This window comes from Neisseria wadsworthii 9715, from assembly GCF_000227765.1.
Classification (GTDB): Bacteria; Pseudomonadota; Gammaproteobacteria; order Burkholderiales; family Neisseriaceae; genus Neisseria; species Neisseria wadsworthii.
In genome coordinates this window covers 2,004,179-2,026,181 of sequence record NZ_JH165159.1, presented here as the reverse complement: position 1 = coordinate 2,026,181, position 22,003 = coordinate 2,004,179, and the positions used below count along the sequence as shown (strand labels likewise).

The window sequence follows — 22,003 nt, the reverse complement described above, 5'->3', positions numbered from 1 at the left end:
TTCATTATATAAGGATAAATTATCCTATATAAAAAAATGATTCAAGCGGGGAGAGGATGCCTGTCTGAAAGTATGTGTATAACATATAAAGAATATTTGATTTTTATTAATTGTTATTTTAAAGATTGTGATAGTATTCAAAAAATAAAAACAATCATGGAGCAAACATGGTGGGGAAAACCAAAACTTACTACGCCCATTCCGCCGAAAACCGGCCCGAACAATACTGGCAAACCCTGCTCGGCCACCTCGCCAACGTCGGCGACACGGCCGCAAGGTTTGCCACTTTTTTTGGCGCGCAGGAAATGGCGCGTTATACCGGCTGCCTGCATGACTTGGGTAAATACAGCCCCGAATTTGACCGACGTTTGCGCGGCGGCCCTTCGGTTGACCATGCCACCGCCGGCGCAAAAATCGCCTTCGAGCGTTGGGGGTTGCCGGGCAAATTGATGGCGTTTTGCATAGCCGGCCATCACGCAGGCTTGGCCAATGGAGACGGCGAGGGCGACAACCGCCGTACATTGCGGCAACGGCTTGCCTTGCAGTTCGGCAAAGACATTCCGAATCTCGATGAAGTGTGGCGGCAGCAAATTGCGTTGCCCGAAAAACTGCCCGCTCCACCCTTGCAGGCCGACAAACACCATCCCTTTTTCTCTTACGCCTTCTTCACCCGCATGCTGTATTCCTGCTTGGTGGATGCCGATTATCTCGACACCGAAGCCTTTTACGCAGGGCTGGAGGGCAAAACCGTACAGCGCCGCGATTATCCCGATTTGCCGCAACTGCAACAGCAATTCAACCGGTTTATCGGCAATTTCAGACGGCCTATCGCCAACGCCGCACAAGAAAGCGAAGAACAACAGCACAATGCCGACTTAAACCGCCTGCGTAGCGAGATTCTCGACCATGCCGTCGCCCAAGCCGCACAAACAAAAGGCCTGTTTACCCTTACCGTGCCCACCGGCGGCGGCAAAACCTTCACTTCGATGGCCTTCGCCCTCGAACACGCCAAGCGCCACGGTATGCGCCGCGTGATTTATGTGATTCCCTTCACCAACATCATCGAGCAAAACGCCGCCGAGTTCCGCAAAGCCTTCGGCGATTTGGGCGAAGCTGCCGTGCTAGAGCACCACAGCACGTTTGACAGCAGCAAACTGCAAGGCGAAAACAGCAAAGACAAATTGCGCCAAGCCTCCGAAAACTGGGATATGCCCGTTGTCGTTACCACCGCCGTGCAGTTTTTCGAATCCCTGTTTGCCGACCGCTCCTCCCGCTGCCGCAAACTGCACAACATTAGCGGCAGCGTGATTATCCTCGACGAAGCACAAATGCTGCCGCTCAAACTCTTGCTGCCCATCATGCTGGCCATCAAAGAGCTGGCGCAAAACTACCATTGCTCGGTGGTGATGTGCACCGCCACCCAGCCCGCCATTCAAGCCGAACACGGCTTTTACCGCGGCTTGGAAAACACACGCGAGCTTGCCCCCAATCCCCCCGAATTGTTCGACAAATTGCGCCGCACCACCGTACAACATATCGGCACCCAAACCGATGCCGAATTGCTTGAAAAGCTCGCACAGCACAGGCAAATCCTCATCATCGTCAACAACCGCCGCCACGCCCGCAGCCTTTACGACAGCGCCAAACATCTCGACGGCGTTTCCCACCTCACCACCCTGATGTGCGCCAAACACCGCTCCCAAGCGCTGGAAACCATCCGAGGCCGTCTGAAAAACAGCAAACCCTGCCGCGTGATCGCCACATCGCTTATCGAGGCCGGCGTAGATGTCGATTTCCCCTTAGTGATGCGCGCCGAAGCCGGATTGGACAGCGTTGCCCAAGCCGCAGGACGCTGCAACCGCGAAGGCAAAAGGCCGTCTGAAAACAGCTTCGTCTGGGTATTTAAACCCGAAGAACAATGGAAAGCCCCGCCCGAACTCGGCCTCCTTTCCGCCGCCATGCGCGAAGTCGTGCGCCACCATGCTGACGACCTGCTGTCGCCGCAAGCCATCCGCCGCTATTTCCGGCGCGTTTATGAAGAAAAAGGCAAAGAGTTGGACAGCAAACAAATCCTCGCCGAACACCACAAAGCGGGCAACACAATGGATTTCCCCTTCCAAACCATCGCCCGCGAATTCCGCATGATTGAAACCCGCATGCAACCGCTGATCATCCCCTTTGACGCAGAGGCCGAAGCACTAATCGACAGCCTGCACCATGCCGACCAAATCGGCGGACTGCTGCGCAAGCTCCAGCCCTACACCGTGCAAGTGCCCGAATATGCCATGCGCGAACTCTTCAAGAATGGCCTCATTGAAGCCATCAATGATGAGCGGTTTGGTGCGCAGTTTTACAGCCTGATAGGCCTTGGACTATACGACAAAGTGGCGGGTTTAAGTTGGGAGAACAGCATCTTCATAGCAGCCGAAGAGAGTATATTTTGAAAATCATAATAAATTGAAAAAAATTATTGAAAGAAACGTAGAGAAATATTAAAATGTAATTTCTATCAACTAGAGGATAGTTAGTTATGAGCAAGAAAAATCAACATGTAGTCCCCCATCCTGATGGATGGGCAGTTAAAGGTGCAGGGAACAGTAAAGCAACTGCTGTATATACAACACAGAAAGAAGCCATCGCTAGAGCGGAAGGGATTGCCAAAAATCAGCGTACAGATACCAAAATTCACGGAGTAGACGGTAGGATTCGGGCAGGCAATAGCTACGGAAATGATCCTTGTCCGCCGCGTGATAAGAAATAGGATAAAGGTTTTTCGATTGTCGGAATTAGATGGTCGTGGGTTGAAACAATTTCTCATGATTTTAAATCAAAATCGCCTTCCTTCGGGGAGGCGCGGATTGAACAATAAGTAGTAGAGGAGAGAGCGGTTGCATGGAGAATAAAGTTCGATTGTACATCTGGGGCGACTACGCCTGCTTTACCCGCCCCGAGATGAAAGTAGAGCGGGTGTCTTACGATGTGATCACGCCGTCGGCGGCGCGGGGGATTTTGGCGGCGGTGCATTGGAAGCCGGCGATTCGCTGGGTGGTTGACCGTATTCATGTGTTGAAGCCGATTCGTTTTGAGTCGGTGCGGCGTAATGAATTGGGCAGCAAGATTTCGGCGAGCAAGGTCAGCGGGGCGATGCGGCGCAAGCGTGTGGAAGATTTGTATGCGTTGATCGAGGATGACCGTCAGCAGCGCGCGGCAACGGTGTTGAAGGATGTCGGCTATGTGATTGAGGCGCATGCGGTGTTGACTGCGCGGGCGGGCGCGGGCGAAACCATTGCCAAGCATATCGAGATGTTCAAACGTCGCGCTACCAAAGGGCAGTGTTTCCAGCAGCCTTGCATGGGTGTGCGCGAGTTTCCGGCACATTTTGCGTGGGTAGATGAGGATGAGCCGCTGCCGGTTTCATGCCTGTCTGAAAACGAGTTGAGCCACGATTTGGGCTGGATGTTGCACGATATTGATTTCGACCATGGCAATACGCCGTATTTTTTTCGTGCGGAAATGATAAACGGGGTGATTGAGGTGCCGCCGTTTGATGCGGAGGAGGTGAAAAGATGATTTTGGCCTCTCTTGCACGCTATTACCGCCGTTTGGCAGCGGAGAATGATGATCGAACAGGCGAGCCGAAAGTGCCGCCGTATGGTTTTAGTGAGGAAAAAATCGGCTGGGTGCTGGTGTTGGATTCAGACGGCCTGTTGGTGGATGTGGTGCCGCATCTGACGGATGAGAAAAAACCGCAACCCCGCTTGATGAGTGTGCCGCGTCCTGAAAAGCGCACGTCGGGTGTGAAGCCCAATTTTTTGTGGGACAAAACCGCCTACGCACTGGGCGTGGAAGCCAATAAAGACAAAGCCGCTGCCAAGGAGCAGCCGTTTAGGCCTTCTGAAAAAACCTTTGCCGCTTTCCGCGATCTGCATTTGCAAGCCCTGAAAGACACGCAAGACGAGGGTTTACTGGCCTTGCGCCGTTTTTTGGAGCGCTGGCAGCCCGTGCAGTTTGCCCATCCGCCGTGCCTGCCTGAAATGCTGGATGTCAACGTGGTGTTTAGGTTGGACGGCACGCGCGGCTATATCCACCAGCGTGAAGCGGCGCAGGCATTGTGGGCAGGCCGTCTGAAAAGTGATGAAGCAGAGCAGGGCTTGTGTTTGATTAGCGGCGAACAAGCACCGATTGCGCGGCTGCATCCGGCGATTAAAGGCGTGTTCGGCGGGCAGAGTTCGGGCGGCTCGATTATCTCGTTCAATAAAGAATCGTTTACTTCTTTCGGCAAGGAGCAGGGCGCGAATGCACCTGTATCGGAAGTGTCTGCCTTTGCCTATACCACCGCACTCAATTACTTGCTGCGTCGTGAAAACGGCCATTGCCTGACCATCGGTGATGCCAGCACCGTTTTCTGGGCAGAGGCCGACACGCCCGAGCAAGCCACGGCGGCGGAAGGATTTTTTGCTGCTGCTTTCACCCCGCCCGATGACGAGCAGGAAAGCAAAAAAGTATTCAATATTTTGGAACAAATCACTAAAGGCCGCCCTTTGCAGGAAGCTGCGCCCGAATTATCGCCCGACACCCGCTTTTATATTTTGGGCTTAGCGCCGAATGCTTCGCGGATTTCCATCCGCTTTTGGCTGGATACCACGTTTGGCAAGCTGGCGGAACATCTTGCGCAACATTGGAAAGATTTGGCGCTTGAGCCGTGTGCATGGAAAACGCCGCCTTCAATTTTCAAATTGTTACTGGAAACAGCGATTAAGTTTAAAAATAGCGAGGGACGTTACGAAAAACCAAAGGCGGAAACCATTTCGCCCGTGTTGGCTGGCGAGATGACCCGTGCCGTGATCGGCGGCACGCCTTATCCCATGAGTTTGCTGTCGCAACTGATTGCCCGCATCCGTGCCGACGGCGATGCCAACGGCCTGCGCGTGGCCATGATTAAGGCCGTGTTGCAGCGGCGTTTCAGAAAAGGTTTGATTAAAGAGGAGATTCCTATGAGTTTGGATACCGAAAGCCGCAATACGGCTTATTTGCTCGGCAGATTGTTTGCTGTACTGGAACGCATTCAAAATCAGGCATTGGGTGATTTGAATGCCGGCATCGCTGACCGTTATTACGGCTCCGCTTCCGCCGTGCCGTTTTCCGTGTTCCCGCGTTTATTGAGCGGCGCGAAACACCATTTGTCCCGCCTGCGCAAAGACAAGGCAGGCATGGCCGTGAATCTCGATAAAGATTTGAGCGCTGTGATTGCAGGCCTGCCTGAAACTTTCCCGCGCCATCTGAGCATGGAAGAGCAAGGCCGCTTTGCCATCGGCTATTACCATCAAAAACAAAGCTATTTCGCCAAAAAAGACCCCGTAGAAACCCAATCACATGAAGGAGAATGAAAATGTCTATCCAAAACCGCTATGAATTCGTGTTTTTCTTCGACGTAAGCAACGGCAATCCCAACGGCGACCCCGACGCAGGCAATATGCCGCGCCTCGATCCCGAATCCAGCAAAGGCTTGGTTACCGATGTGTGCCTGAAGCGCAAAATCCGTAATTTCGTGGAAATGGCAAATGAAAACCGGCCCGGCTATGAAATTTACGTGAAAGAAAAAAGCGTGCTCAACCTGCAAAACAAACGCGCTTATGAAGCCCTCGGCATCGAACCCGAAGCCAAAAAACTGCCCAAAGACGAAGCCAAAGCCCGCTACATCACCGCATGGATGTGCAAAAACTTCTTCGATATCCGCACTTTCGGCGCAGTGATGACCACAGAAGTCAACAGCGGCCAAGTGCGCGGCCCCGTGCAGCTTGCCTTCGCCCAATCCATCGATCCCATCGTGCCGCTGGAAATCTCCATCACCCGCATGGCCGTTACCAACGAAAAAGACCTCGAAAAAGAACGTACTATGGGGCGCAAATACATCGTCCCCTACGCCCTCTACCGCGCACATGGCTTCGTTTCCGCCAACCTCGCCGCCAAAACCGGCTTCTCCGATGAAGACCTGCAACAACTGTGGAATGCCTTAAAGCTTATGTTCGAGCACGACCGCTCCGCCGCGCGTGGCGAAATGGCCGCCCGCAAACTCATCGTTTTCAAGCATGACAGCGCACTCGGCAACGAACCCGCGCATAAACTGTTTGAAACCGTTAAAGTCGAGCGCGTCCACGGCGAAAGCGGCACGCCCGCAGCTGCATTCAGCGATTACCGCATTGTGGTGCCGGACGATAGCAATTTTAACGGCGTCAGCGTGCAAACACTGCTGTAGCCCTCAATGCGCTCCATCCCGCTCTCCGCCCTACAACACTACGCTTTTTGTCCGCGTCAGTGTGCCTTGATTCATAACGAGCAAGCATGGGCGGAAAACTATTTGACCGCACAAGGCCGTGCTTTGCATGAGCGGGTGGACGGCGGTGAGCCGGAAACGCGCAAAGGCGTGCGCTTCGAGCGCAGCGTGCATGTGTCCGCAGAAAAACTCGGCGTGCACAGTGTGCTGGATATGGTCGAGCGCGATATTCAGACAGGCCGTCTGAAACCTGTCGAATACAAACGAGGTAAACCCAAGCCCGAACCGTTCGACGAAATCCAGCTCTGCGTTCAAGCCTTGTGTTTGGAGGAAATGACCGGGCAAACGGTGGCAGAGGGCGCATTGTGGTACATGCAAACCCGCCACCGCGTGCCGGTAGTGTTTTCAGACGGCCTCAGGGCGGAAACGCTAGCGGTGATTGGGCAGGTGCGGGCGCTTTTGGATAGCGGTATCACCCCGCTACCCGAATATGGCAAACGCTGTAAATCTTGTTCGTTGGTGGAAATTTGTCAGCCGAAGTTGATAGGGAAGGATAGGTCGGTAGGGTATGTGGCGGGGTTGTTTGGGGAGTGAAGCAAACAGTGGATATGAGAAAATTGGATTAAATTCTAATCTAAAAATTATTTAAATAACGTAATTTTGGAAAGAAGAACATGACTATATTGCCAGAAAGATATGAAGATATTTCAAAGGAAATATTGAGTGATATTTTTTATTTAAAAGGCTTGTCAAATCGCGGTCGAGTAACACTTATTCGGCAATATGCTGAAATCTTATGCCGAGTTTTACTTAAAATAGATGACCATTTTTATTTGGGAAAATTTGAGCAAAGATTGAAAAAGGAAATTCCTGAAGCCATTTTAGTGGCTGATATTAATTGCCATGTAAGAAATTTAACCAAATTGGGAAATTCTGCAACTCATTTAGATAAAGAGTTAAAAGTGGTCATCACTGATAAAGATTGTGAGTCAGCGTTAAATAGTTTGAATTTTTTAATAAGTTATTTATTCATAGACTATTTTAGAAGGTATAAGTTTGGAATTAGGTCTGAAGCTCAAAGAATTATATCTCTATTACCACCGTTTATTAGGGTAGTAATTTTACAGGGGCTATACAAGGAGTATGGCAATAATATTGCCGTTATAGATAAGTTATTTCTAGCCATTTTGAAGTCAGAGGGAGAAAATAACGCTATAAAGTGGGTTGAAGAAGAAAAGTCTAATTTGATGAAGTTATCTTGTATTGAAGATGGGGCTTTAGACGCTTATCGTGAACAAGGAATTCCTGAGGTTGTTATTCAGCAAATAATTTTTAATGCACCTCAAAATATGTATGAACACTGTTTGCAGAAATTGGAGGAAATGAAGCTGGCTTTTCCTGATTTAAAATTTCCATATAAAACATTTGAAGAAGCAAAAGCTGCATATTTTTTCATTATTGAAAATGAAATGAAAAATTGTAATAGTGAGATCATGGAGTTAATTTCTTTAATGGATTTTATTTATATTGGTAGAAATATAGATTAATGAAGTTACAGCAAGTGTAAGGTGTGTACTTTGGTGTGCATTCGTTGGTAGGTTATCTGTTTTTTTATTCCATACTATTTGAAAGTTTTATTTTTCAGGCAGCCTAAACAGCAAACCGTTTCAAAAAACAAAAGTGCGGTCAAAATTCAAGGGGTTTTTCAATCATGCGCAAACTTCAAAACACGCTCTACATCACCACCCAAGGCAGTTATCTGCATAAGGAGCGGGAAACGCTGGTGGTGGAGCAGGAGCGCAAGAAGGTGGCGCAGTTGCCGGTGCATGCGATCGGGCATATTTTTTGTTTCGGCAATGTATCAGGGCGATCCGACCATTCATGATGGCATCTTTTCCGCGCTAAACACGCATCTACTGCGTTAAAAATGCTCGCAAGGTGTGCAACCTTGCTGCGCTTTTTGCCTTGTATCTGCATGTTTATCGCGAAAAATCCGAGCTATCCTGAATGGTCGGCTCGCCCTTGTGTCGCCTTTTTTGATGGGGTTTTGCGGCGAAAACAATGTGAATTTGGCATTTTTTACCGAAAACGGGCGGTTCTTGGGGCGTTTGCAGGGGCGGCAGAGTGGTAATGTGTTGTTGCGGCGGGCGCAGTATCGGCTGTCGGAGCAGAATCCTGTGCCGATTGCGCGGCATATTATTGCGGCGAAGATTCAGTCGGCCAAGCGGGTGTTGCAGCGGCGTTTGCGCAATCATGGCGAGCATGCGGAGGTGCAGGCGGCGGTAACGGCGTTGAATTTTTCTTTGCAGCAGTTGAAGCGGGCGGAGTGTTTGGACAAGGTTCGCGGGATTGAGGGCGATGCGGCGGCGCGTTATTTCGGGGTGTTCCGGCATTTGCTTGCGGAGAAAAGCGGTTTTGATTTTGACGGTCGCAACCGCCGCCCGCCGCGCGATGGGGTAAGTGCGCTGTTGTCTTTTCTGTATGCGGTGCTGGGCAAGGACATCAGCGGGGCGTTGCAGGGCGTGGGCTTGGATCCGCAGGTGGGTTTTCTGCATGCCGACCGGCCGGGGCGCGACAGTTTGGCGCAGGATATTTTGGAAGAGTTCCGCGCGTGGTGGGTGGACAGGATGGTGTTGAGCCTGATTAACCGCGGGCAAATCAAGCCGCAGGATTTTGTGCATGAGGCAAGCGGAGCGGTGAATATTAAGCCGGAGGCGCGCAAGCTGCTGTTTCAAACGCTGCAAAGCAAAAAGCAGGAAAAGATTATGCATCCGTTTTTGCAGGAAGAGGTGGAAATCGGCCTGCTGCCGCATATTCAGGCGATGCTGCTGGCGCGGCATCTGCGTGGGGATTTGGCGGAATACCCGCCGTTTTTGATGCGTTGAGTTTTTCAGACAGGCATTTCAGACGGCCTTTCGGGTCATCTTTGAGGCCGTCTGAAATGCCTGCCTTGAATAAGGGGAAATAGTGTGTTGATGTTGATTACTTATGATATTTCGCTGGAAGACGCGGCAGGGCAGGCGAGGTTGCGGCGCATCGCCAAACATTGCTTGGATTACGGCGTGCGCGTGCAATATTCGGTATTCGAGTGCGACGTAACGCCTGATCAGTGGGTAAAACTCAAAGCCAAGCTGCTCGACACTTACCAGCCCGAAACCGACAGCCTGCGCTTTTACCATCTGGGCAGCAAATGGCGGCGAAAGGTGGAACATCACGGTGCGAAAGCGGCAGTGGATGTGTTTCAGGATACGCTGATCGTGTGAATCGCTAACCCGTGGTTCTCATGAAAATGCGGGGCGGTTAGCGATGCGGGATTGTTCTTTAACAATCAGGAAATTAGGAAAGTGGGCGTGGCGGAATCAGGCTGTGTTATACTCGCTTTTCGCGTTTTCGGAGAGCTTTAGCGAATCAGGGCTGTGCAGGCCTTGATGGATAAAGGTTTTCGAGAAGGCTTCAGCCGCCTTCGGGCGGCTGTGTGTTGAAACGCTAGGTTGCACCGTATCTCTCTGGATTGAAATTCTGTCAGCCGCCTTCGGGCGGCTGTGTGTTGAAACGCAGTCACCGGAAGACGCAATCAATTGCCCGATTCAGCCGCGTTCAGGCGGCTGTGTTTTGAAAGTGTCTTATAAATCAGTGAGGAAATAATGAAAAACAAAGCGACCTATAAAAGGTCACTTTCATTCTCTCATTGTTCGGGTTTAGGTTTGATGTCATTAAGATGCAAACGTTTTGCTTCGATTTCTGCATCAGTTAGAGGATGGTCGGCATGTTCTTGCAATTCTTCTACTGAGTTTTCAATCACCAATTCACGCTCTTCGGCTTCCATTTCTGCGGCAGGGGTAACGTCGAAAGTGCTGTCGTTTTGATTTTGGCTCATAGCGTCTCCTTGTTTTCTTGTATTGAAAATGAAGAAACATAGTAACACGGCAAGTTGGTGTTAGAAGGGTTGTTGCATATTTTTACGCCATATTGAAATCGGGTAAATTATGGTTAACTATTCAAATTATAGCTGTATCGATTTGCAGCGGTTTTATCGCTACACTTCCATGCCTGTCTGAAAAACAAAATGTGCAATCAATTACTTCCAAACCAGCAAAGCATGGTTTCTCTTGCCGCGGCGGAGAATCGTATATTTGCCGAAACGTTTGAACTTATCATCAATAAGATAAGCGTCATCCGGTTTTTCCGGCCCATGTTCGGGATTATTCAATTCCGCTGCCATGCCGTTAAGCAACACCGCACCGCTGTTCAAAAAACCGCGCGCTTCTTTATTGGATTTTGCCAAACCTGCCAGAACCAAAGCATCCACTACATTCAGACGGCCTGATACCTCAAACGCCGGCAAGCCGTCTAAAGCGAGCTGTGCGTAGTCGCTTTCGGTCAGGCTGCTTTCGTCGCCGGAAAACAGACTAACGGAAATGCGTTGCGCCGCTTCCAAAGCCTCTTCGCCGTGAATCAGGCGGGTCATTTCTTCCGCCAGAATACGCTGTGCCTCCGGCTTCACGCCGCTGGCTTTGTCTTTCGCTTCGATGGCATCAATCTCTTCAACTGACAAGAACGTGAAGTATTTCAGGAATTTATACACATCCGCATCGGCTACTTTCAGCCAGAATTGGTAAAACTGGTAGGGCGAAGTTTTTTGCGCATCCAGCCATACCGCGCCGCCTTCGGTTTTGCCGAATTTCGTGCCGTCCGATTTCGTTACCAGTGGCAAAGTCAGGCCGTAAACGGTGGCTTTGTTTAAACGACGGCACAAGTCGATACCACCGGTGATGTTGCCCCATTGGTCGGAACCGCCGATTTGCAATACCGTGCCGTGGCGTTTGTTCAATTCGGCAAAGTCATAGCCTTGCAGCAGCGCGTAAGCAAATTCGGTAAACGAAATGCCCACGTCGTCGCGCTCGATACGCTGCTTCACCGATTCTTTGTTCAACATCGCATTCACAGAAAAATGCTTGCCGATGTCGCGTAGGAAATCCAAGCAGTTCATGCCGCCGAACCAATCGTAGTTGTTCGCCATAATCGCGGCATTATCGCCCTCAAAACTCAAAAAAGGCTTGAGCTGGTTGCGGATTTTCTCCACCCAGCCCGCCACGGTTTCCGCCGTATTCAAACTACGCTCAACCGCCTTAAAGCTCGGATCGCCGATCATGCCCGTCGCACCGCCCACCAAAGCTACAGGCGTGTGCCCGGCCAGTTGGAAACGGCGCAAAGCCAGCACCGGCAGCAAATGACCGATATGCAGGCTGTCGGCAGTAGGGTCGAAACCGCAATATAAGGCGATTTTTTGTTCGTTTAATAAAGCGTTTAAGGCTTCGGCATCAGTGGTTTGCGCGATTAAGCCGCGGGATTGGAGGTCTTGGATAACTGAGCTCATTTTATTTCCGTTATTTATGTAGGCTGGGCTTTAGCCCAGCCTACAAAATTCACATTTTCTATATTTTCAGACAGGCATTAAACATTAAACAAGAAGTGCATCACGTCGCCATCTTGAACCACGTATTCTTTTCCTTCCACCCGCATTTTGCCGGCTTCTTTGGCTTTGGCTTCGCCGCCTAAGGTAACGAAATCGTCGTAAGCAATCACTTGGGCGCGGATAAAGCCGCGTTCGAAATCGGTGTGGATTACACCGGCGGCTTGCGGGGCGGTGTCGCCTTTGTGGATAGTCCAAGCGCGGACTTCTTTTACGCCGGCGGTAAAATAGGTTTGCAGACCAAGCAGGTCGTAGCCGGCGCGGATCAGGCGGTTGAGGCCGGGTTCTTCCAAGCCCATTTCGGCGAGGAATTCGGCTTTTTCTTCGTCTTCGAGTTCGGCAATTTCGCTTTCCAATGCGGCGCACACAGCGACTACGGGGGCGTTTTCTTTGGCGGCCAATTCTTTCAGGCGGTCTAAGTGCGGGTTGTTTTCAAAACCGTCTTCCGCAACGTTGCCCACATACATGGCGGGTTTGGCGGTGAGCAAGAACAGGGGGCGCAGCATGGCGAGTTCTTCGGCATCGAGGCCGAATGAGCGCACGGGTTTGCCTTCATTGAGATGGGGCAGCAGTTTTTCGCACAGGGTAACGAGTTTTTGTGCGTCTTTATCGCCTGATTTGGCGCGTTTGCCTTCGCGGGTGATGGCTTTTTCTACGCTGGCAAGGTCAGCTAATGCCAGCTCAGTGCCGATGGTTTCGATGTCGGCAATCGGATCGACTTTGCCGGAAACATGCACGATATTGTCGTCGTCGAAGCAGCGCACGACGTTCACAATGGCATCGGTTTCGCGGATGTTGGCAAGAAACTGGTTGCCCAAGCCTTCGCCTTTGCTCGCGCCTGCTACCAAGCCTGCGATGTCGACAAACTCAACAATGGCGGGCTGCATTTTTTGCGGATTAACGATTTTAGCCAGCTCGGCCATGCGCGGATCGGGCACTTCAACAATGCCGACATTCGGTTCGATGGTGCAGAAAGGATAGTTTGCCGCTTCGATACCGGATTGGGTTAAGGCGTTGAACAAGGTGGATTTGCCGACGTTGGGCAGGCCGACGATGCCGCATTTTAAGCTCATGTTTATTCCTGAAAATTTCGTAGAAGTTAACGCGCGATTGTAGCATATTTCACAGCAGCGTTGCTGGGCTTGAAATGCGGATGCCTGTCTGAAAGGTTTCAGACAGGCATTGTAAGGGTTGTATGCGTTATGCGGAATGGGTTGGCCTAAAATGTTGGAAAATAAAAGATACTTAGGGTAGGCATGGATTATGCCAGTTTAACTTATGAAAATGCCTGTCTGAAAAAGTTTTCAGACAGGCATTTGTGTGTTTGATTAAATCCGCATCGGCATTACGATGTATTTGAAATTCGGATTGTTGGGGATGGTGAAGAGGGTGGAACGATTGGCGTCGCCGAAGGCCAATTGCATATCTTCGGCATGCACATTGCGCAACACATCCATCAGGTAGCCGATGTTGAAGCCGACTTCCAATTCGCCGCCTTGATAGGCGATTTCCAGCTCTTCGCGCGCTTCTTCCTGCTCATTGTTGCTGCACACTACGCTTAATAAACCGGGCTTCAGATGCAGCCGCGCACCGCGGAATTTTTCGTTTGCCAGAATCGAGGCGCGCTCCAGTGCGCCTAAAAGCTGGGTGCGGCCTACGAGGAAGATTTTGTCGTTATCCAACGGTATAACGCGGTTAAAGTCAGGGAATTTGCCATCCACCACTTTGCTGACGATTACGGTGTCGTTGCAGCGGAAGCGCACTTGGTTGTTGAGCAATTCGATGCTCACGGGTTCGCTTGGGTTATTGAGCAATTTGAATAGCTCGAGCACGGTTTTGCGTGGCAGAATCACTTCGGCGCTCGGCAAGTCGGCATCAATGGTGGTGCTGGAATAGGCCAAACGGTGGCCGTCGGTTGCAACTAGGCGTAATTGGTCGCCTTCGGTTTGCATCAGCAGGCCGTTGAGGTAATAGCGGATATCTTGCACGGCCATGCTGTATTGCACTTGGGAGAGCATGTTTTTCAAGGCTTCCTGCGGCAGGCTAAATGCGGTGTTGACATCTTCGCCCACACTCATCAGCGGGAAATCTTCGGCCGGCAGGGTTTGCAGGTTAAAGCGCGATTTGCCTGCTTTTAGGGTGAGGCGGTTTTGCGCCCAATCCAGCGCAACCAATGAGCCTTCGGGCAAGGCGCGCAGAATGTCTTGCAGTTTTTTTGCGTTGGTGGTGATGCGGAATTCACCGGCGTCGCTTTGCGGGCCGGTGGTGTTGATTTGGATTTCTAAGTCGGTTGCCAGAATGTTGGTTTGCCCGTGTACGTTTTCTAACAATACATTAGACAAAATCGGCAGGGTGTGGCGGCGCTCTACGATGCCGGTTACGGCTTGGAGCGGCTTAAGCAGAGCATCGCGTTCGGCTTGTAAAATCAACATGGTTTATACCTTTTGAATAATCAATTCTGGATTAAAATCAATAGTTTTTCATAATCTTGTGCCAATTCGGGGTCTTCGTTGCGCAATTTGGCTACGGTTTTAACGGCATGCATCACTGTGGTGTGGTCGCGGCCGCCGAATGCATCGCCGATGGCGGGTAGGCTGAGGTTGGTTAATTCTTTGGTGAGGCTCATGGCTACTTGGCGTGGGCGGGCGATGTTGCGCGTGCGTTTGGCGCCGAGCAGGTCGCTGATTTTGATACGGTAATGCTTGGCTACGGTATCCATAATCAGATCGGCCGTAATGATTTTGTAGGCGCTGGCTACGATGTCCTGCAGGGCTTCAGCGGCCAAATCAATGTCGATTTTTTTCTTTAAAAAGCGGCTGCGGGCTTCGACACGCTTGAAAGCCCCTTCCAGTTCGCGCACGTTGGATCGGATATGTTTGGCAATAAAAAAAGCGGCTTGTTCATCAAGCTCCACGCCGGCTGTTTCCGCCTTTTTCTGCAAAATGGCCACGCGCATTTCCAATTCGGGCGGTTCAAGCTCCAGAGTTAATCCCCATGAGAAGCGGGATTTTAAACGGTCGTCCATATCCTCGATTTTGGTGGGCAGCACATCGCAGGTGAGGATAAGCTGTTTTTTTTCATTATGGAAGTGGTTGTAAAGGTAAAAAAATTCTTCCATCGTACGCTCTTTGCCTTTGATGAACTGGATGTCATCAATGATCAAGAGGTCGTATTGTTTGTATTGCTGCTTGAAAGTTTCATAGCTGTTGCTGCGTACGGCATTCATAAAGCTTCGGATGTAGTCGTCCGAATGCATGTAGCGCACTTTGGCATTCGGTTTGTTTTTCAGCAATTCGTTGCCGATAGCCTGAACCAGATGGGTTTTGCCCAAACCTGTGCTGCCGTAGAGGAAAAAAGGGTTATAGCTCTTGCCGGGATTTTCAACGATGGATTGTGCAGCGGCGGCAGCAATTCGGTTGCCTTTACCTTCAACTAAGGTGTCGAAAGTGTAATCGTGGGATAAATTGGTTTGGGCGTAAAATTGCTCGGCTTTCTCTTTTTCGGCTTCTATTTTTACTTGGGTTTTTTTGGGTTCTTCTGTTTTGACTTTTTTGCTTGTTGTGGGCAAATTTTTTATACGCTCGGCCAAGATTTCGGCCGCGCTGGCTTTGGCGGTATTTTTTTGAGTTGTTTGCGGCTCAGAGGTATTTTCAGACAGGCTTTTTTGCGAGGGGAGTGGAGAAGTTTTGGGTTTTCCAGTGATTTCAGACAGGCATGATTGAATATCAGAGCTAACAGCCTGGCCGGCGCGTGTAAAGCTTTGCCCTTTGCCGGTTTTAAAAAGTAGGGTGGGTGATTCGGGTGCAATTTCTGCACGGACGCGTTCGATAGATTGGAAAAATTGCTTTTTCAGCATGTTGACTGAAAATTGATTTTTACCGTAAATCACCCATTGGCCGTTTTCTTCGCCCACGGTTAACGGCGCAATCCAAGTATCGAATTGTTGCGGCGTTAAGGTATCGTGGAGGCGGTCGAGGCACAGAGGCCAGAATTCGGCGAGGGTCATCAGCTAATCCAGAATGGCTGCGGGCGGCGCGGCAGTTTGTGCGTTTGTTAAAGATTCGCAGGATTATACCGAATTTTGTGGATAACTGCTATCAGCGTATGGGGAATTTGCATGGCTAGGCTATACAAATTTCAGACAGGAATGGTGAGGTATATGCTGATATATATTGACAAAAAAATTGATTTGGTGTGTAATCTTTCATTTAATATTTCAGATTAATTTTAGGAATCGACATGAAACGCACTTATCAACCTTCAGTTACCAAGCGTAAACGCACCCACGGTTTCTTGGTTCGTTCTAAAACCCGCGGTGGTCGCGCTGTGTTGGCTGCGCGTCGTGCCAAAGGCCGCAAACGTTTGGCTGTTTAATTTTGGTGCCGCTGTGGAACAGCGCTTTGGAAAGCGATACCGCTTATTGAAAACGGAAGAATTTTCTTCCGTTTTTGCTTTAAGAAAGCAACGCAGTAGGACATTCTTGCAAGTATTGCAATCGGATACAAACGCTTATGGGCACGCTCGCTTAGGCTTGGTGGTGGGCAAGAAAGCTGCTAAGCGTGCAAACGAGCGCAATTATATGAAGCGTGTGATTAGGGAGTGGTTTCGTTGCCATAAAAGTGAATTGGCACCTTATGATTTTGTGGTACGGGTTCGCCAGCGGTTTGATAGGAGCCATGCAATGGAAGTACGCAAAGAGTTAGCTCAATTGACGCTCCCTAGAAAGTCATAAAGACAATGTTGGCTAAATTGTTTTTGGGGTTGATTAAGTTGTACCAATATTGTATCAGCCCTATGATTCCGCCGCGTTGCCGCTATACGCCGACTTGTTCGCAATATGCTGTAGAGGCTATAAGCAAATACGGCGCGTTAAAGGGCGGATGGCTGGCTTTAAAGCGTATAGTCCGCTGCCATCCTTGGGGCGGGCACGGGCATGACCCTGTTCCTTAATATTTTTGCCGATCCTTTGGTTAACATTCCGCTGCATTTTGTTAAACAATCACGCGCGAAATTCATTTATCTGTTATCCTTTCAAGTTTGAATTAATCATAACCCTTAATAATTTTTAGGACTTAACACACGATGGACGCCAAAAGACTAACCATGTTTTTTGCGATTGCTTTGCTGATTTTACTTGGGTGGGAGCAGCTTTTCCCTACGCCCAAACAGCCTCAGGCTGTGGTGCAGCAGCAACAACAGCAAAAAGCGCCGTCGACCGAGCTTACGCTTTCTCCTGCGCAGCCGATTACCGTAATCACAGACACGGTTAAGGCTGTTATTGATGAGAAAAGTGGCGATTTGCGCGGTCTTACTCTCTTGAAATACAACGCCGCCGGCAATGAAAATAAAGATTTCGTATTGTTTAGCGACAATAAAGAAAATATTTACGTTGCGCAATCTGATCTGCAAGATGCTAATGGTCAAAGCTTATTGAAGGGGTTGGCTTTTACCGCAGCGCAGAAGCAATACACGTTAAACGGCGACAAAGCAGAAGTGCGTTTGAGTGCGCCTGCGCGAGACGGTTTACAGATTGATAAAGTTTATACGTTTAAAAAAGACAGCTATTTAGTTGACGTGCGTTTTGATGTAACCAATTTGAGCGGCAAGCCTTTTAAAGCTCATGCGGTTTATAAAGTGGTGCGTGATAACAAAGCTCCTGAAGGTTCGGGTTTCTTTACCCATACTTATACCGGCCCGGTTGTGTACACGCCGCAGGGTGACTTTGAAAAAGTTGATTTCAGCGATTTGGATGACGATTTCAATTCAGGCACCGATAAAGCCGAATATGTCCGTCGCACCAATACCGGCTGGGTAGGCATGATCCAACACTACTTTATGGCTACTTGGATTTTGCAGCCTAAAGATGGTGCGTCTGTGTGTACCGCAGGCTGCCAGATTGATATCAAGCGCCGCAATGACAACCTTTATTCTTCCGGTGTGGCGGTCAACCTGCCGGAAATGCAAAACGGCATGAAATACAGCTTTCCGATGAGCCTGTATGCCGGCCCGCAAACGACATCAACCATCAGTAAGATTGCCGACAATCTTGAGCTTGCGAAAGACTATGGCCGCGTTTATTACCCTGCTACCGGTTTGTTCTGGTTACTGGAAAAATTGCACGGCTTGGTGGGTAACTGGGGCTGGGCGATTGTATTGCTAACCGTGATTGTGAAAGCCGCTTTGTATCCGTTGACCAATGCTTCTTACCGCTCAATGGCAAAAATGCGTGCTGTTGCGCCTAAACTGGAAGCCTTGAAACAGAAATACGGTGACGACCGCATGGCTTTGCAACAAGCCATGATGCAGATGTATCGCGATGAAAAAATCAATCCGCTTGGCGGCTGTTTGCCTATGTTGCTGCAAATTCCTGTGTTTATCGGATTGTATTGGGCAGTATTTGCATCGGTTGAGTTGCGTCAAGCGCCTTGGATTGGCTGGATTACCGATCTTAGCCGCACTGATCCTTATTTTATCCTGCCGTTGTTGATGGCTGCTACCATGTGGTTCCAAACCACACTCAATCCGCCGCCGACCGATCCGATGCAGGCGAAAATGATGAAGATGATGCCGATTATTTTTTCTGTGATGTTCTTCTTCTTCCCTTCCGGCTTGGTGCTTTACTGGGTGGTGAACAATATTTTGAGTATCGCCCAGCAATGGTACATTAATAAATCCATTGAGAAGCAACGTGCACAAGGTGAAGTGCTGGATAAATAACCCGGTATCGCTTTGTTAGGTAAAAATGCCTGTCTGAAAGTTTTCAGACAGGCATTTTTTAGAAGTTATGAAATTAGACCATATATAGTGAATTAACTTAAAAACAGTGCGCTCGCCATACTCGAGCTTGACTTGAGTTTAGATTCAGTAACATTGGGTGATGCTGGGATCAAATCTAAGTGTTTGAAATAATAAAGATGCCTGTCTGAAAAAGTAGTTTTCAGACAGGCATCCATCAAGTAGGTTGCGTGGTATATAACCTTTAACACTTAGTTTGTTGCCATTATCCAAATCTGCAATAAAGGGCTGCTTATCTGCAATGAATAGGATATGTTGCGGCTTATCCAGTTGTGACGTTCCATACGTTTTAATGCACTTTGTACGCTGCTGCTACTGATGTTGGTTACACCCAGCATCAAAGCATATTCTTTGCGCCGTTGGTTACTGTATGGGCTTACGTTGTTTTGAGCAATGTCTGCAAGTATGATTCGCTCCAGCGGCCTCATTTGCTGCCATTCTTTGATTTGGCGGTTGAGCTGCTCCAACCGCTCTGCGGCAGCGGTTTGCAGGCTTAAATCAGGGTTCACAATCATGCCTTGTACAATTGCCCTCATGTACATTGGGGTGTGGCTTAGTTTTTCGAATATTTCATAAAAAGCATTTTTGTCGGCAGCATTTCCTGTTCATTCATGATAAATGTCAGCCAGAAAATCAGTAAAAGTGCGGCTGAACAAAAGAAAATCCAGCGCATGGGCAAAGTGGAAAAATGGTGCTCTGCTGTTGTTGAACATCGCTTTTAAATCATGGTTGCAGCTGCCTGTGAAAATGGTTTTGGTTGATATCCAAGCCTGTGCGTAAAGCGCGAATAATACCTTCCGTGCCCTTAATGCACGCTAGCTCCTGCACTTCGTCCAGTAATAATAATGAAGGGCGGCCTAAGGCAGCGATTGCGCTGATAATGTCACAAATGGGCGGGATGGCTTTGGTTTCGGTATCTCGCTCAATTCCTACGCCTAAAATATCAATTTTACTTACGCTGCTGATAAAAGTTTAGGCGCTACTGATTTTATTGATATTTTGTGCGAATTGGTACGCGGCCGCCTGAAAGCGTTGGGTTAAGTTGCACGGTTATCGTCCATAAAGGAAAATATAGAAAACATTGAAACCGGCTGCTTCGGCAGCCGGTTTCAATATCATTTAATAGAAATTTGGTTTTCTCCATGCGGCGCGGCGCAAACAAGGTAAAAGCATGCATGATTCCATCTTTGAGGCTGTTAACAAGCTTGGCAGCATAATCGGGGGCGGTGGAAGTATAGAGGATCATTCATTCTAATTGCTCGGTTTCGATTTGAATGTTGAATTATGCATAATTTGGAAAAATGTGGGTTTGTGAGATTGTCACAGAATTGTCGCAATTAAAAAGCGCAAGCCTTATAGATTAAAGGCTTGCGCTTTTTGTTTGGTGCGGACGGAGAGACTCGAACTCTCACACCTCTCGGCGCCAGAACCTAAATCTGGTGCGTCTACCAATTTCGCCACGTCCGCAAAAGTGAAATGTTGATTATACGCATAAGTTAAGAAAATGGAAATGCCTGTCTGAAAAATATTTCAGACAGGCATTGAAAAAGTTATAATCAGCACTGATTTATTGGAAGCAGTATTGCCGTCTGTGCTGATGCGGACGGCTTTTTTTAATGGCGGACAGGCCAAATTAATTTCGATGTTTCAAACATTTTCTGGAATGAATGATTGGGATTTGTTAACAGATTTTCGCTGGTTGCTTGTCCGCTTTAGGAAGGAATGTTATGTCTGATTTATCGGTTCGGGATTATCTGCAAACGCAAGGTTTGAAGCTGCCTGAAGATGATGTGCGTGTTGCACAGGTTGCGGCTCGGTTTGTCATGGCTTCGGGTAATGCGGCGATTGAACGGGCGCTTTTGTGGTACGTGAACGATGATGTGGTGCTTGCGGAGCATATTTCGGAAAATGAGCAGAATGAAGTGGCTCTGAAACAGGTTTTCATGGCTCTGGATTCTGTGTTTGAGCGTACAGTGGTGAAAAGTGCGGTCGTGTATGCGTTGGCTCCGGGTGAGTTAACTTATCTTGTACGCTTGGCGCAACAAGGTGAAGTGATTGAGCAGAAGGTGTCTGTTGATGAGGAAAACGGATGGCATTATTTGTTTGCCCGTTCGGCACAAACAGGTTGGTTGAATGTGGTGGATGATGCCGAGCATTGGCTGGAACAAGGGGAGTTGAAAGGCCTGCATAATATGCGTTGCTTGAGCCAGATGTCGTTACCGATTTGTTTGCCGAGCGGCCGGGTGTTGGGTGTGCTGCATGTAGAGGCAGAGCAGAAATCGGCGTTTGATGATGCAGCTCAAGCAGAATGGGTGGGCCTCGCTTTGGCATTGGTTGAACCTTTGAGTGTTTTACTTAATATGGATAATCAAACAGAAGATAACGGGGATATGTGATGCAGGGATTAAAATTTGTAGCCTCTTGCCGCCTGCCTACGGAATGGGGGGTGTTTATGATGCACGGCTTTGAAGAGGCCGGCGGCCAGGAACATGTGGCATTAGTGATGGGGGACTTGGGTGATGGAGAAGCGGTGTTGTCGAGAGTGCATTCTGAATGTTTGACCGGAGATGCGTTGTTTTCGCAAAAATGTGATTGCGGACCGCAATTGCAGGCAGCCATGCAGGCCGTGCAGCAGGAAGGACGCGGCGTGATTGCGTATTTGAGGCAGGAGGGGCGGGGTATCGGTTTGATTAATAAAATCCGCGCGTATCAGCTTCAGGATCAAGGGATGGATACTGTTGAAGCGAATGTGGCCTTGGGTCTGCCTGTGGATGCGCGGGATTTTACTTTAGCCAGAGATATATTCAGACATTTAGGTGTGAAGAGTATCCGTTTGTTGACCAATAATCCGCAGAAAGTGGCCGTGTTGGAAAATGCCGGTATCCGGGTTGTGGAACGTGTGCCGTTGCGTGTGGGTGAGAATGCGGAAAATGAGCTTTATCTGAGTACGAAAGCCGGTAAGCTGGGGCATTTTTTATAATTAAATGGATTTAAAGTGGTAAAGGCAGTAGCGGAGAATGGTGTGAATATAAGCCAAGCTTTATGATTAGATCCTTGATAAGGATAATATGAAGTGAATACCTGTTATTACATAGAGCAATGCTTGTCTGAAAAAGATTTCAGGCTGGCATTTTGTGTTTCATAGTCAATCAACTTAATTTTTGCTATATAGTTTGGCTCTTATTTTTTACTATCATTTTCATTAAGTAAAATAAGCTGGTGCATATATTGCTATTTTGAGTCAATCCTGTATTTCAATATTTACCTGAAAACTTAAAGTAAAGAAAAGATAAAGCTCCATAAACTAATGTTGATACTGCACCAAATAATAGCGATCTAGGAAAGTTAAGTGGAAAAATTGAATAATAGGCAGCTAATACCATAAATATAAAAAATATTCCCGTTGAAACTAATACTTTAATTTTTAAATTCATAATTTACCTATAGATTTATTAATAAAT

21 protein-coding genes, 1 tRNA gene and 2 pseudogenes are annotated in these 22,003 nt (G+C 48.8%); 16 read left to right on the top strand and 8 right to left on the bottom strand.

Features of this window, described 5'->3' with window-relative positions; genetic code table 11:
* Positions 1 to 167 precede the first annotated feature (167 nt).
* From HMPREF9370_RS09380 to cas2, 10 genes and pseudogenes are all read left to right on the top strand, one after another.
* The gene (locus tag HMPREF9370_RS09380) at positions 168 to 2,444 is read left to right on the top strand and encodes a CRISPR-associated helicase/endonuclease Cas3 (RefSeq protein ID WP_009117239.1); all 2,277 of its coding nucleotides are present in this window, start codon (positions 168 to 170) and stop codon (positions 2,442 to 2,444) included.
* Positions 2,445 to 2,530: 86 nt separating this feature from the next.
* Positions 2,531 to 2,761 (top strand): DUF2188 domain-containing protein, encoded by a 231-nt coding sequence (locus HMPREF9370_RS09375; RefSeq protein WP_009117238.1) that lies wholly within the window; start codon positions 2,531 to 2,533, stop codon positions 2,759 to 2,761.
* Positions 2,762 to 2,892: 131 nt separating this feature from the next.
* Positions 2,893 to 3,570 (top strand): type I-C CRISPR-associated protein Cas5c, encoded by a 678-nt coding sequence (gene cas5c, locus HMPREF9370_RS09370; RefSeq protein ID WP_009117237.1) that lies wholly within the window; start codon positions 2,893 to 2,895, stop codon positions 3,568 to 3,570.
* Positions 3,567 to 5,387 carry a type I-C CRISPR-associated protein Cas8c/Csd1 gene (gene cas8c, locus HMPREF9370_RS09365; RefSeq protein ID WP_009117236.1) on the top strand — a complete coding sequence of 607 codons (1,821 nt, stop codon included), beginning with the start codon at positions 3,567 to 3,569 and terminating at the stop codon, positions 5,385 to 5,387. The genes cas5c and cas8c overlap by 4 nt, the downstream gene beginning before the upstream one ends.
* Before the next feature lie 2 nt (positions 5,388 to 5,389).
* Positions 5,390 to 6,256, top strand: coding sequence for a type I-C CRISPR-associated protein Cas7/Csd2 (gene cas7c / locus HMPREF9370_RS09360; RefSeq protein WP_040667138.1), 867 nt, complete (start codon positions 5,390 to 5,392; stop codon positions 6,254 to 6,256).
* Positions 6,257 to 6,262: 6 nt separating this feature from the next.
* On the top strand, positions 6,263 to 6,868 hold the full coding sequence (cas4, locus tag HMPREF9370_RS09355; protein ID WP_009117234.1) for a CRISPR-associated protein Cas4: 606 nt from the start codon (positions 6,263 to 6,265) through the stop codon (positions 6,866 to 6,868).
* 80 nt (positions 6,869 to 6,948) lie between these two features.
* Positions 6,949 to 7,821 carry a hypothetical protein gene (locus tag HMPREF9370_RS09350; RefSeq protein WP_009117233.1) on the top strand — a complete coding sequence of 291 codons (873 nt, stop codon included), beginning with the start codon at positions 6,949 to 6,951 and terminating at the stop codon, positions 7,819 to 7,821.
* A 164-nt stretch (positions 7,822 to 7,985) separates the two neighbouring features.
* Positions 7,986 to 8,135: pseudogene (locus HMPREF9370_RS11860) on the top strand (CRISPR-associated endonuclease Cas1); the annotation flags it as partial.
* 160 nt (positions 8,136 to 8,295) lie between these two features.
* Positions 8,296 to 9,159: pseudogene (gene cas1c / locus HMPREF9370_RS09345) on the top strand (type I-C CRISPR-associated endonuclease Cas1c); the annotation flags it as partial.
* A gap of 84 nt (positions 9,160 to 9,243) precedes the next feature.
* Complete coding sequence (gene cas2 / locus HMPREF9370_RS09340; protein WP_040667137.1) at positions 9,244 to 9,537, top strand: CRISPR-associated endonuclease Cas2; 294 nt, start codon at positions 9,244 to 9,246, stop codon at positions 9,535 to 9,537.
* A gap of 422 nt (positions 9,538 to 9,959) precedes the next feature.
* Here the strand turns inward: cas2 and HMPREF9370_RS09335 are convergent, their stop codons facing one another.
* From HMPREF9370_RS09335 to dnaA, 5 genes are all read right to left on the bottom strand, one after another.
* On the bottom strand, positions 9,960 to 10,151 hold the full coding sequence (locus HMPREF9370_RS09335) for a hypothetical protein (RefSeq protein WP_009117228.1): 192 nt from the start codon (positions 10,149 to 10,151) through the stop codon (positions 9,960 to 9,962).
* 201 nt (positions 10,152 to 10,352) lie between these two features.
* The gene (gene tyrS, locus HMPREF9370_RS09330; protein WP_009117227.1) at positions 10,353 to 11,651 is read right to left on the bottom strand and encodes a tyrosine--tRNA ligase; all 1,299 of its coding nucleotides are present in this window, start codon (positions 11,649 to 11,651) and stop codon (positions 10,353 to 10,355) included.
* Between the two features lie 77 nt (positions 11,652 to 11,728).
* Positions 11,729 to 12,820 (bottom strand): redox-regulated ATPase YchF, encoded by a 1,092-nt coding sequence (ychF, locus tag HMPREF9370_RS09325; RefSeq protein ID WP_009117226.1) that lies wholly within the window; start codon positions 12,818 to 12,820, stop codon positions 11,729 to 11,731.
* 255 nt (positions 12,821 to 13,075) lie between these two features.
* The gene (dnaN, locus tag HMPREF9370_RS09320; protein WP_009117225.1) at positions 13,076 to 14,179 is read right to left on the bottom strand and encodes a DNA polymerase III subunit beta; all 1,104 of its coding nucleotides are present in this window, start codon (positions 14,177 to 14,179) and stop codon (positions 13,076 to 13,078) included.
* 20 nt (positions 14,180 to 14,199) lie between these two features.
* Positions 14,200 to 15,753 (bottom strand): chromosomal replication initiator protein DnaA, encoded by a 1,554-nt coding sequence (gene dnaA / locus HMPREF9370_RS09315; protein WP_009117224.1) that lies wholly within the window; start codon positions 15,751 to 15,753, stop codon positions 14,200 to 14,202.
* Between the two features lie 233 nt (positions 15,754 to 15,986).
* Between dnaA and rpmH the strand changes: the two genes are divergently transcribed.
* The 4 genes from rpmH to yidC all read left to right on the top strand — a co-directional run bounded on the left by rpmH (position 15,987) and on the right by yidC (position 18,464).
* Entirely contained in the window at positions 15,987 to 16,121 is a 135-nt protein-coding gene (gene rpmH / locus HMPREF9370_RS09310; protein ID WP_002214728.1) for a 50S ribosomal protein L34, read from the top strand.
* Between the two features lie 13 nt (positions 16,122 to 16,134).
* Positions 16,135 to 16,479 (top strand): ribonuclease P protein component, encoded by a 345-nt coding sequence (rnpA, locus tag HMPREF9370_RS11855; protein ID WP_083821194.1) that lies wholly within the window; start codon positions 16,135 to 16,137, stop codon positions 16,477 to 16,479.
* Between the two features lie 5 nt (positions 16,480 to 16,484).
* Positions 16,485 to 16,697 carry a membrane protein insertion efficiency factor YidD gene (gene yidD / locus HMPREF9370_RS11850; protein ID WP_009117222.1) on the top strand — a complete coding sequence of 71 codons (213 nt, stop codon included), beginning with the start codon at positions 16,485 to 16,487 and terminating at the stop codon, positions 16,695 to 16,697.
* A 132-nt stretch (positions 16,698 to 16,829) separates the two neighbouring features.
* The gene (gene yidC / locus HMPREF9370_RS09305) at positions 16,830 to 18,464 is read left to right on the top strand and encodes a membrane protein insertase YidC (RefSeq protein ID WP_009117221.1); all 1,635 of its coding nucleotides are present in this window, start codon (positions 16,830 to 16,832) and stop codon (positions 18,462 to 18,464) included.
* Positions 18,465 to 18,733: 269 nt separating this feature from the next.
* On the opposite strand, the gene HMPREF9370_RS12585 is transcribed toward yidC, so the two are convergent.
* The 3 genes from HMPREF9370_RS12585 to HMPREF9370_RS09295 form a co-directional block, all read right to left on the bottom strand.
* Complete coding sequence (locus HMPREF9370_RS12585) at positions 18,734 to 19,078, bottom strand: cyclic nucleotide-binding domain-containing protein (protein ID WP_306424938.1); 345 nt, start codon at positions 19,076 to 19,078, stop codon at positions 18,734 to 18,736.
* A 452-nt stretch (positions 19,079 to 19,530) separates the two neighbouring features.
* A complete protein-coding gene (locus HMPREF9370_RS12580) occupies positions 19,531 to 19,788 on the bottom strand; it encodes a hypothetical protein (protein WP_009117217.1) in 258 nt (85 codons plus the stop codon).
* Positions 19,789 to 19,924: 136 nt separating this feature from the next.
* Positions 19,925 to 20,009: transfer RNA gene (locus HMPREF9370_RS09295), tRNA-Leu, on the bottom strand.
* A 260-nt stretch (positions 20,010 to 20,269) separates the two neighbouring features.
* On the opposite strand from HMPREF9370_RS09295, the gene HMPREF9370_RS09290 reads away from it, so the two are divergent.
* Both HMPREF9370_RS09290 and ribA read left to right on the top strand, forming a co-directional pair.
* The gene (locus HMPREF9370_RS09290) at positions 20,270 to 20,938 is read left to right on the top strand and encodes a hypothetical protein (protein ID WP_009117215.1); all 669 of its coding nucleotides are present in this window, start codon (positions 20,270 to 20,272) and stop codon (positions 20,936 to 20,938) included.
* Complete coding sequence (ribA, locus tag HMPREF9370_RS09285; RefSeq protein WP_009117214.1) at positions 20,938 to 21,522, top strand: GTP cyclohydrolase II; 585 nt, start codon at positions 20,938 to 20,940, stop codon at positions 21,520 to 21,522. The genes HMPREF9370_RS09290 and ribA overlap by 1 nt, the downstream gene beginning before the upstream one ends.
* Positions 21,523 to 22,003 lie beyond the last annotated feature (481 nt).

What these genes read in the sequence shown, in the direction of transcription:
- HMPREF9370_RS09380 (WP_009117239.1), top strand. Translation starts at nt 168, where the DNA reads ATGGTGGGGAAAACCAAAACTTACTACGCCCATTCCGCCGAAAACCGG.
- HMPREF9370_RS09375 (WP_009117238.1), top strand. Translation starts at nt 2,531, where the DNA reads ATGAGCAAGAAAAATCAACATGTAGTCCCCCATCCTGATGGATGGGCA.
- cas5c (WP_009117237.1), top strand. Translation starts at nt 2,893, where the DNA reads ATGGAGAATAAAGTTCGATTGTACATCTGGGGCGACTACGCCTGCTTT.
- cas8c (WP_009117236.1), top strand. Translation starts at nt 3,567, where the DNA reads ATGATTTTGGCCTCTCTTGCACGCTATTACCGCCGTTTGGCAGCGGAG.
- cas7c (WP_040667138.1), top strand. Translation starts at nt 5,390, where the DNA reads ATGTCTATCCAAAACCGCTATGAATTCGTGTTTTTCTTCGACGTAAGC.
- cas4 (WP_009117234.1), top strand. Translation starts at nt 6,263, where the DNA reads ATGCGCTCCATCCCGCTCTCCGCCCTACAACACTACGCTTTTTGTCCG.
- HMPREF9370_RS09350 (WP_009117233.1), top strand. Translation starts at nt 6,949, where the DNA reads ATGACTATATTGCCAGAAAGATATGAAGATATTTCAAAGGAAATATTG.
- HMPREF9370_RS09335 (WP_009117228.1), bottom strand. Translation starts at nt 10,151, where the DNA reads ATGAGCCAAAATCAAAACGACAGCACTTTCGACGTTACCCCTGCCGCA.
- tyrS (WP_009117227.1), bottom strand. Translation starts at nt 11,651, where the DNA reads ATGAGCTCAGTTATCCAAGACCTCCAATCCCGCGGCTTAATCGCGCAA.
- ychF (WP_009117226.1), bottom strand. Translation starts at nt 12,820, where the DNA reads ATGAGCTTAAAATGCGGCATCGTCGGCCTGCCCAACGTCGGCAAATCC.
- dnaN (WP_009117225.1), bottom strand. Translation starts at nt 14,179, where the DNA reads ATGTTGATTTTACAAGCCGAACGCGATGCTCTGCTTAAGCCGCTCCAA.
- dnaA (WP_009117224.1), bottom strand. Translation starts at nt 15,753, where the DNA reads ATGACCCTCGCCGAATTCTGGCCTCTGTGCCTCGACCGCCTCCACGAT.
- rpmH (WP_002214728.1), top strand. Translation starts at nt 15,987, where the DNA reads ATGAAACGCACTTATCAACCTTCAGTTACCAAGCGTAAACGCACCCAC.
- yidD (WP_009117222.1), top strand. Translation starts at nt 16,485, where the DNA reads ATGTTGGCTAAATTGTTTTTGGGGTTGATTAAGTTGTACCAATATTGT.
- yidC (WP_009117221.1), top strand. Translation starts at nt 16,830, where the DNA reads ATGGACGCCAAAAGACTAACCATGTTTTTTGCGATTGCTTTGCTGATT.
- HMPREF9370_RS12585 (WP_306424938.1), bottom strand. Translation starts at nt 19,078, where the DNA reads ATGAGGGCAATTGTACAAGGCATGATTGTGAACCCTGATTTAAGCCTG.
- HMPREF9370_RS12580 (WP_009117217.1), bottom strand. Translation starts at nt 19,788, where the DNA reads ATGATCCTCTATACTTCCACCGCCCCCGATTATGCTGCCAAGCTTGTT.
- HMPREF9370_RS09290 (WP_009117215.1), top strand. Translation starts at nt 20,270, where the DNA reads ATGTCTGATTTATCGGTTCGGGATTATCTGCAAACGCAAGGTTTGAAG.
- ribA (WP_009117214.1), top strand. Translation starts at nt 20,938, where the DNA reads ATGCAGGGATTAAAATTTGTAGCCTCTTGCCGCCTGCCTACGGAATGG.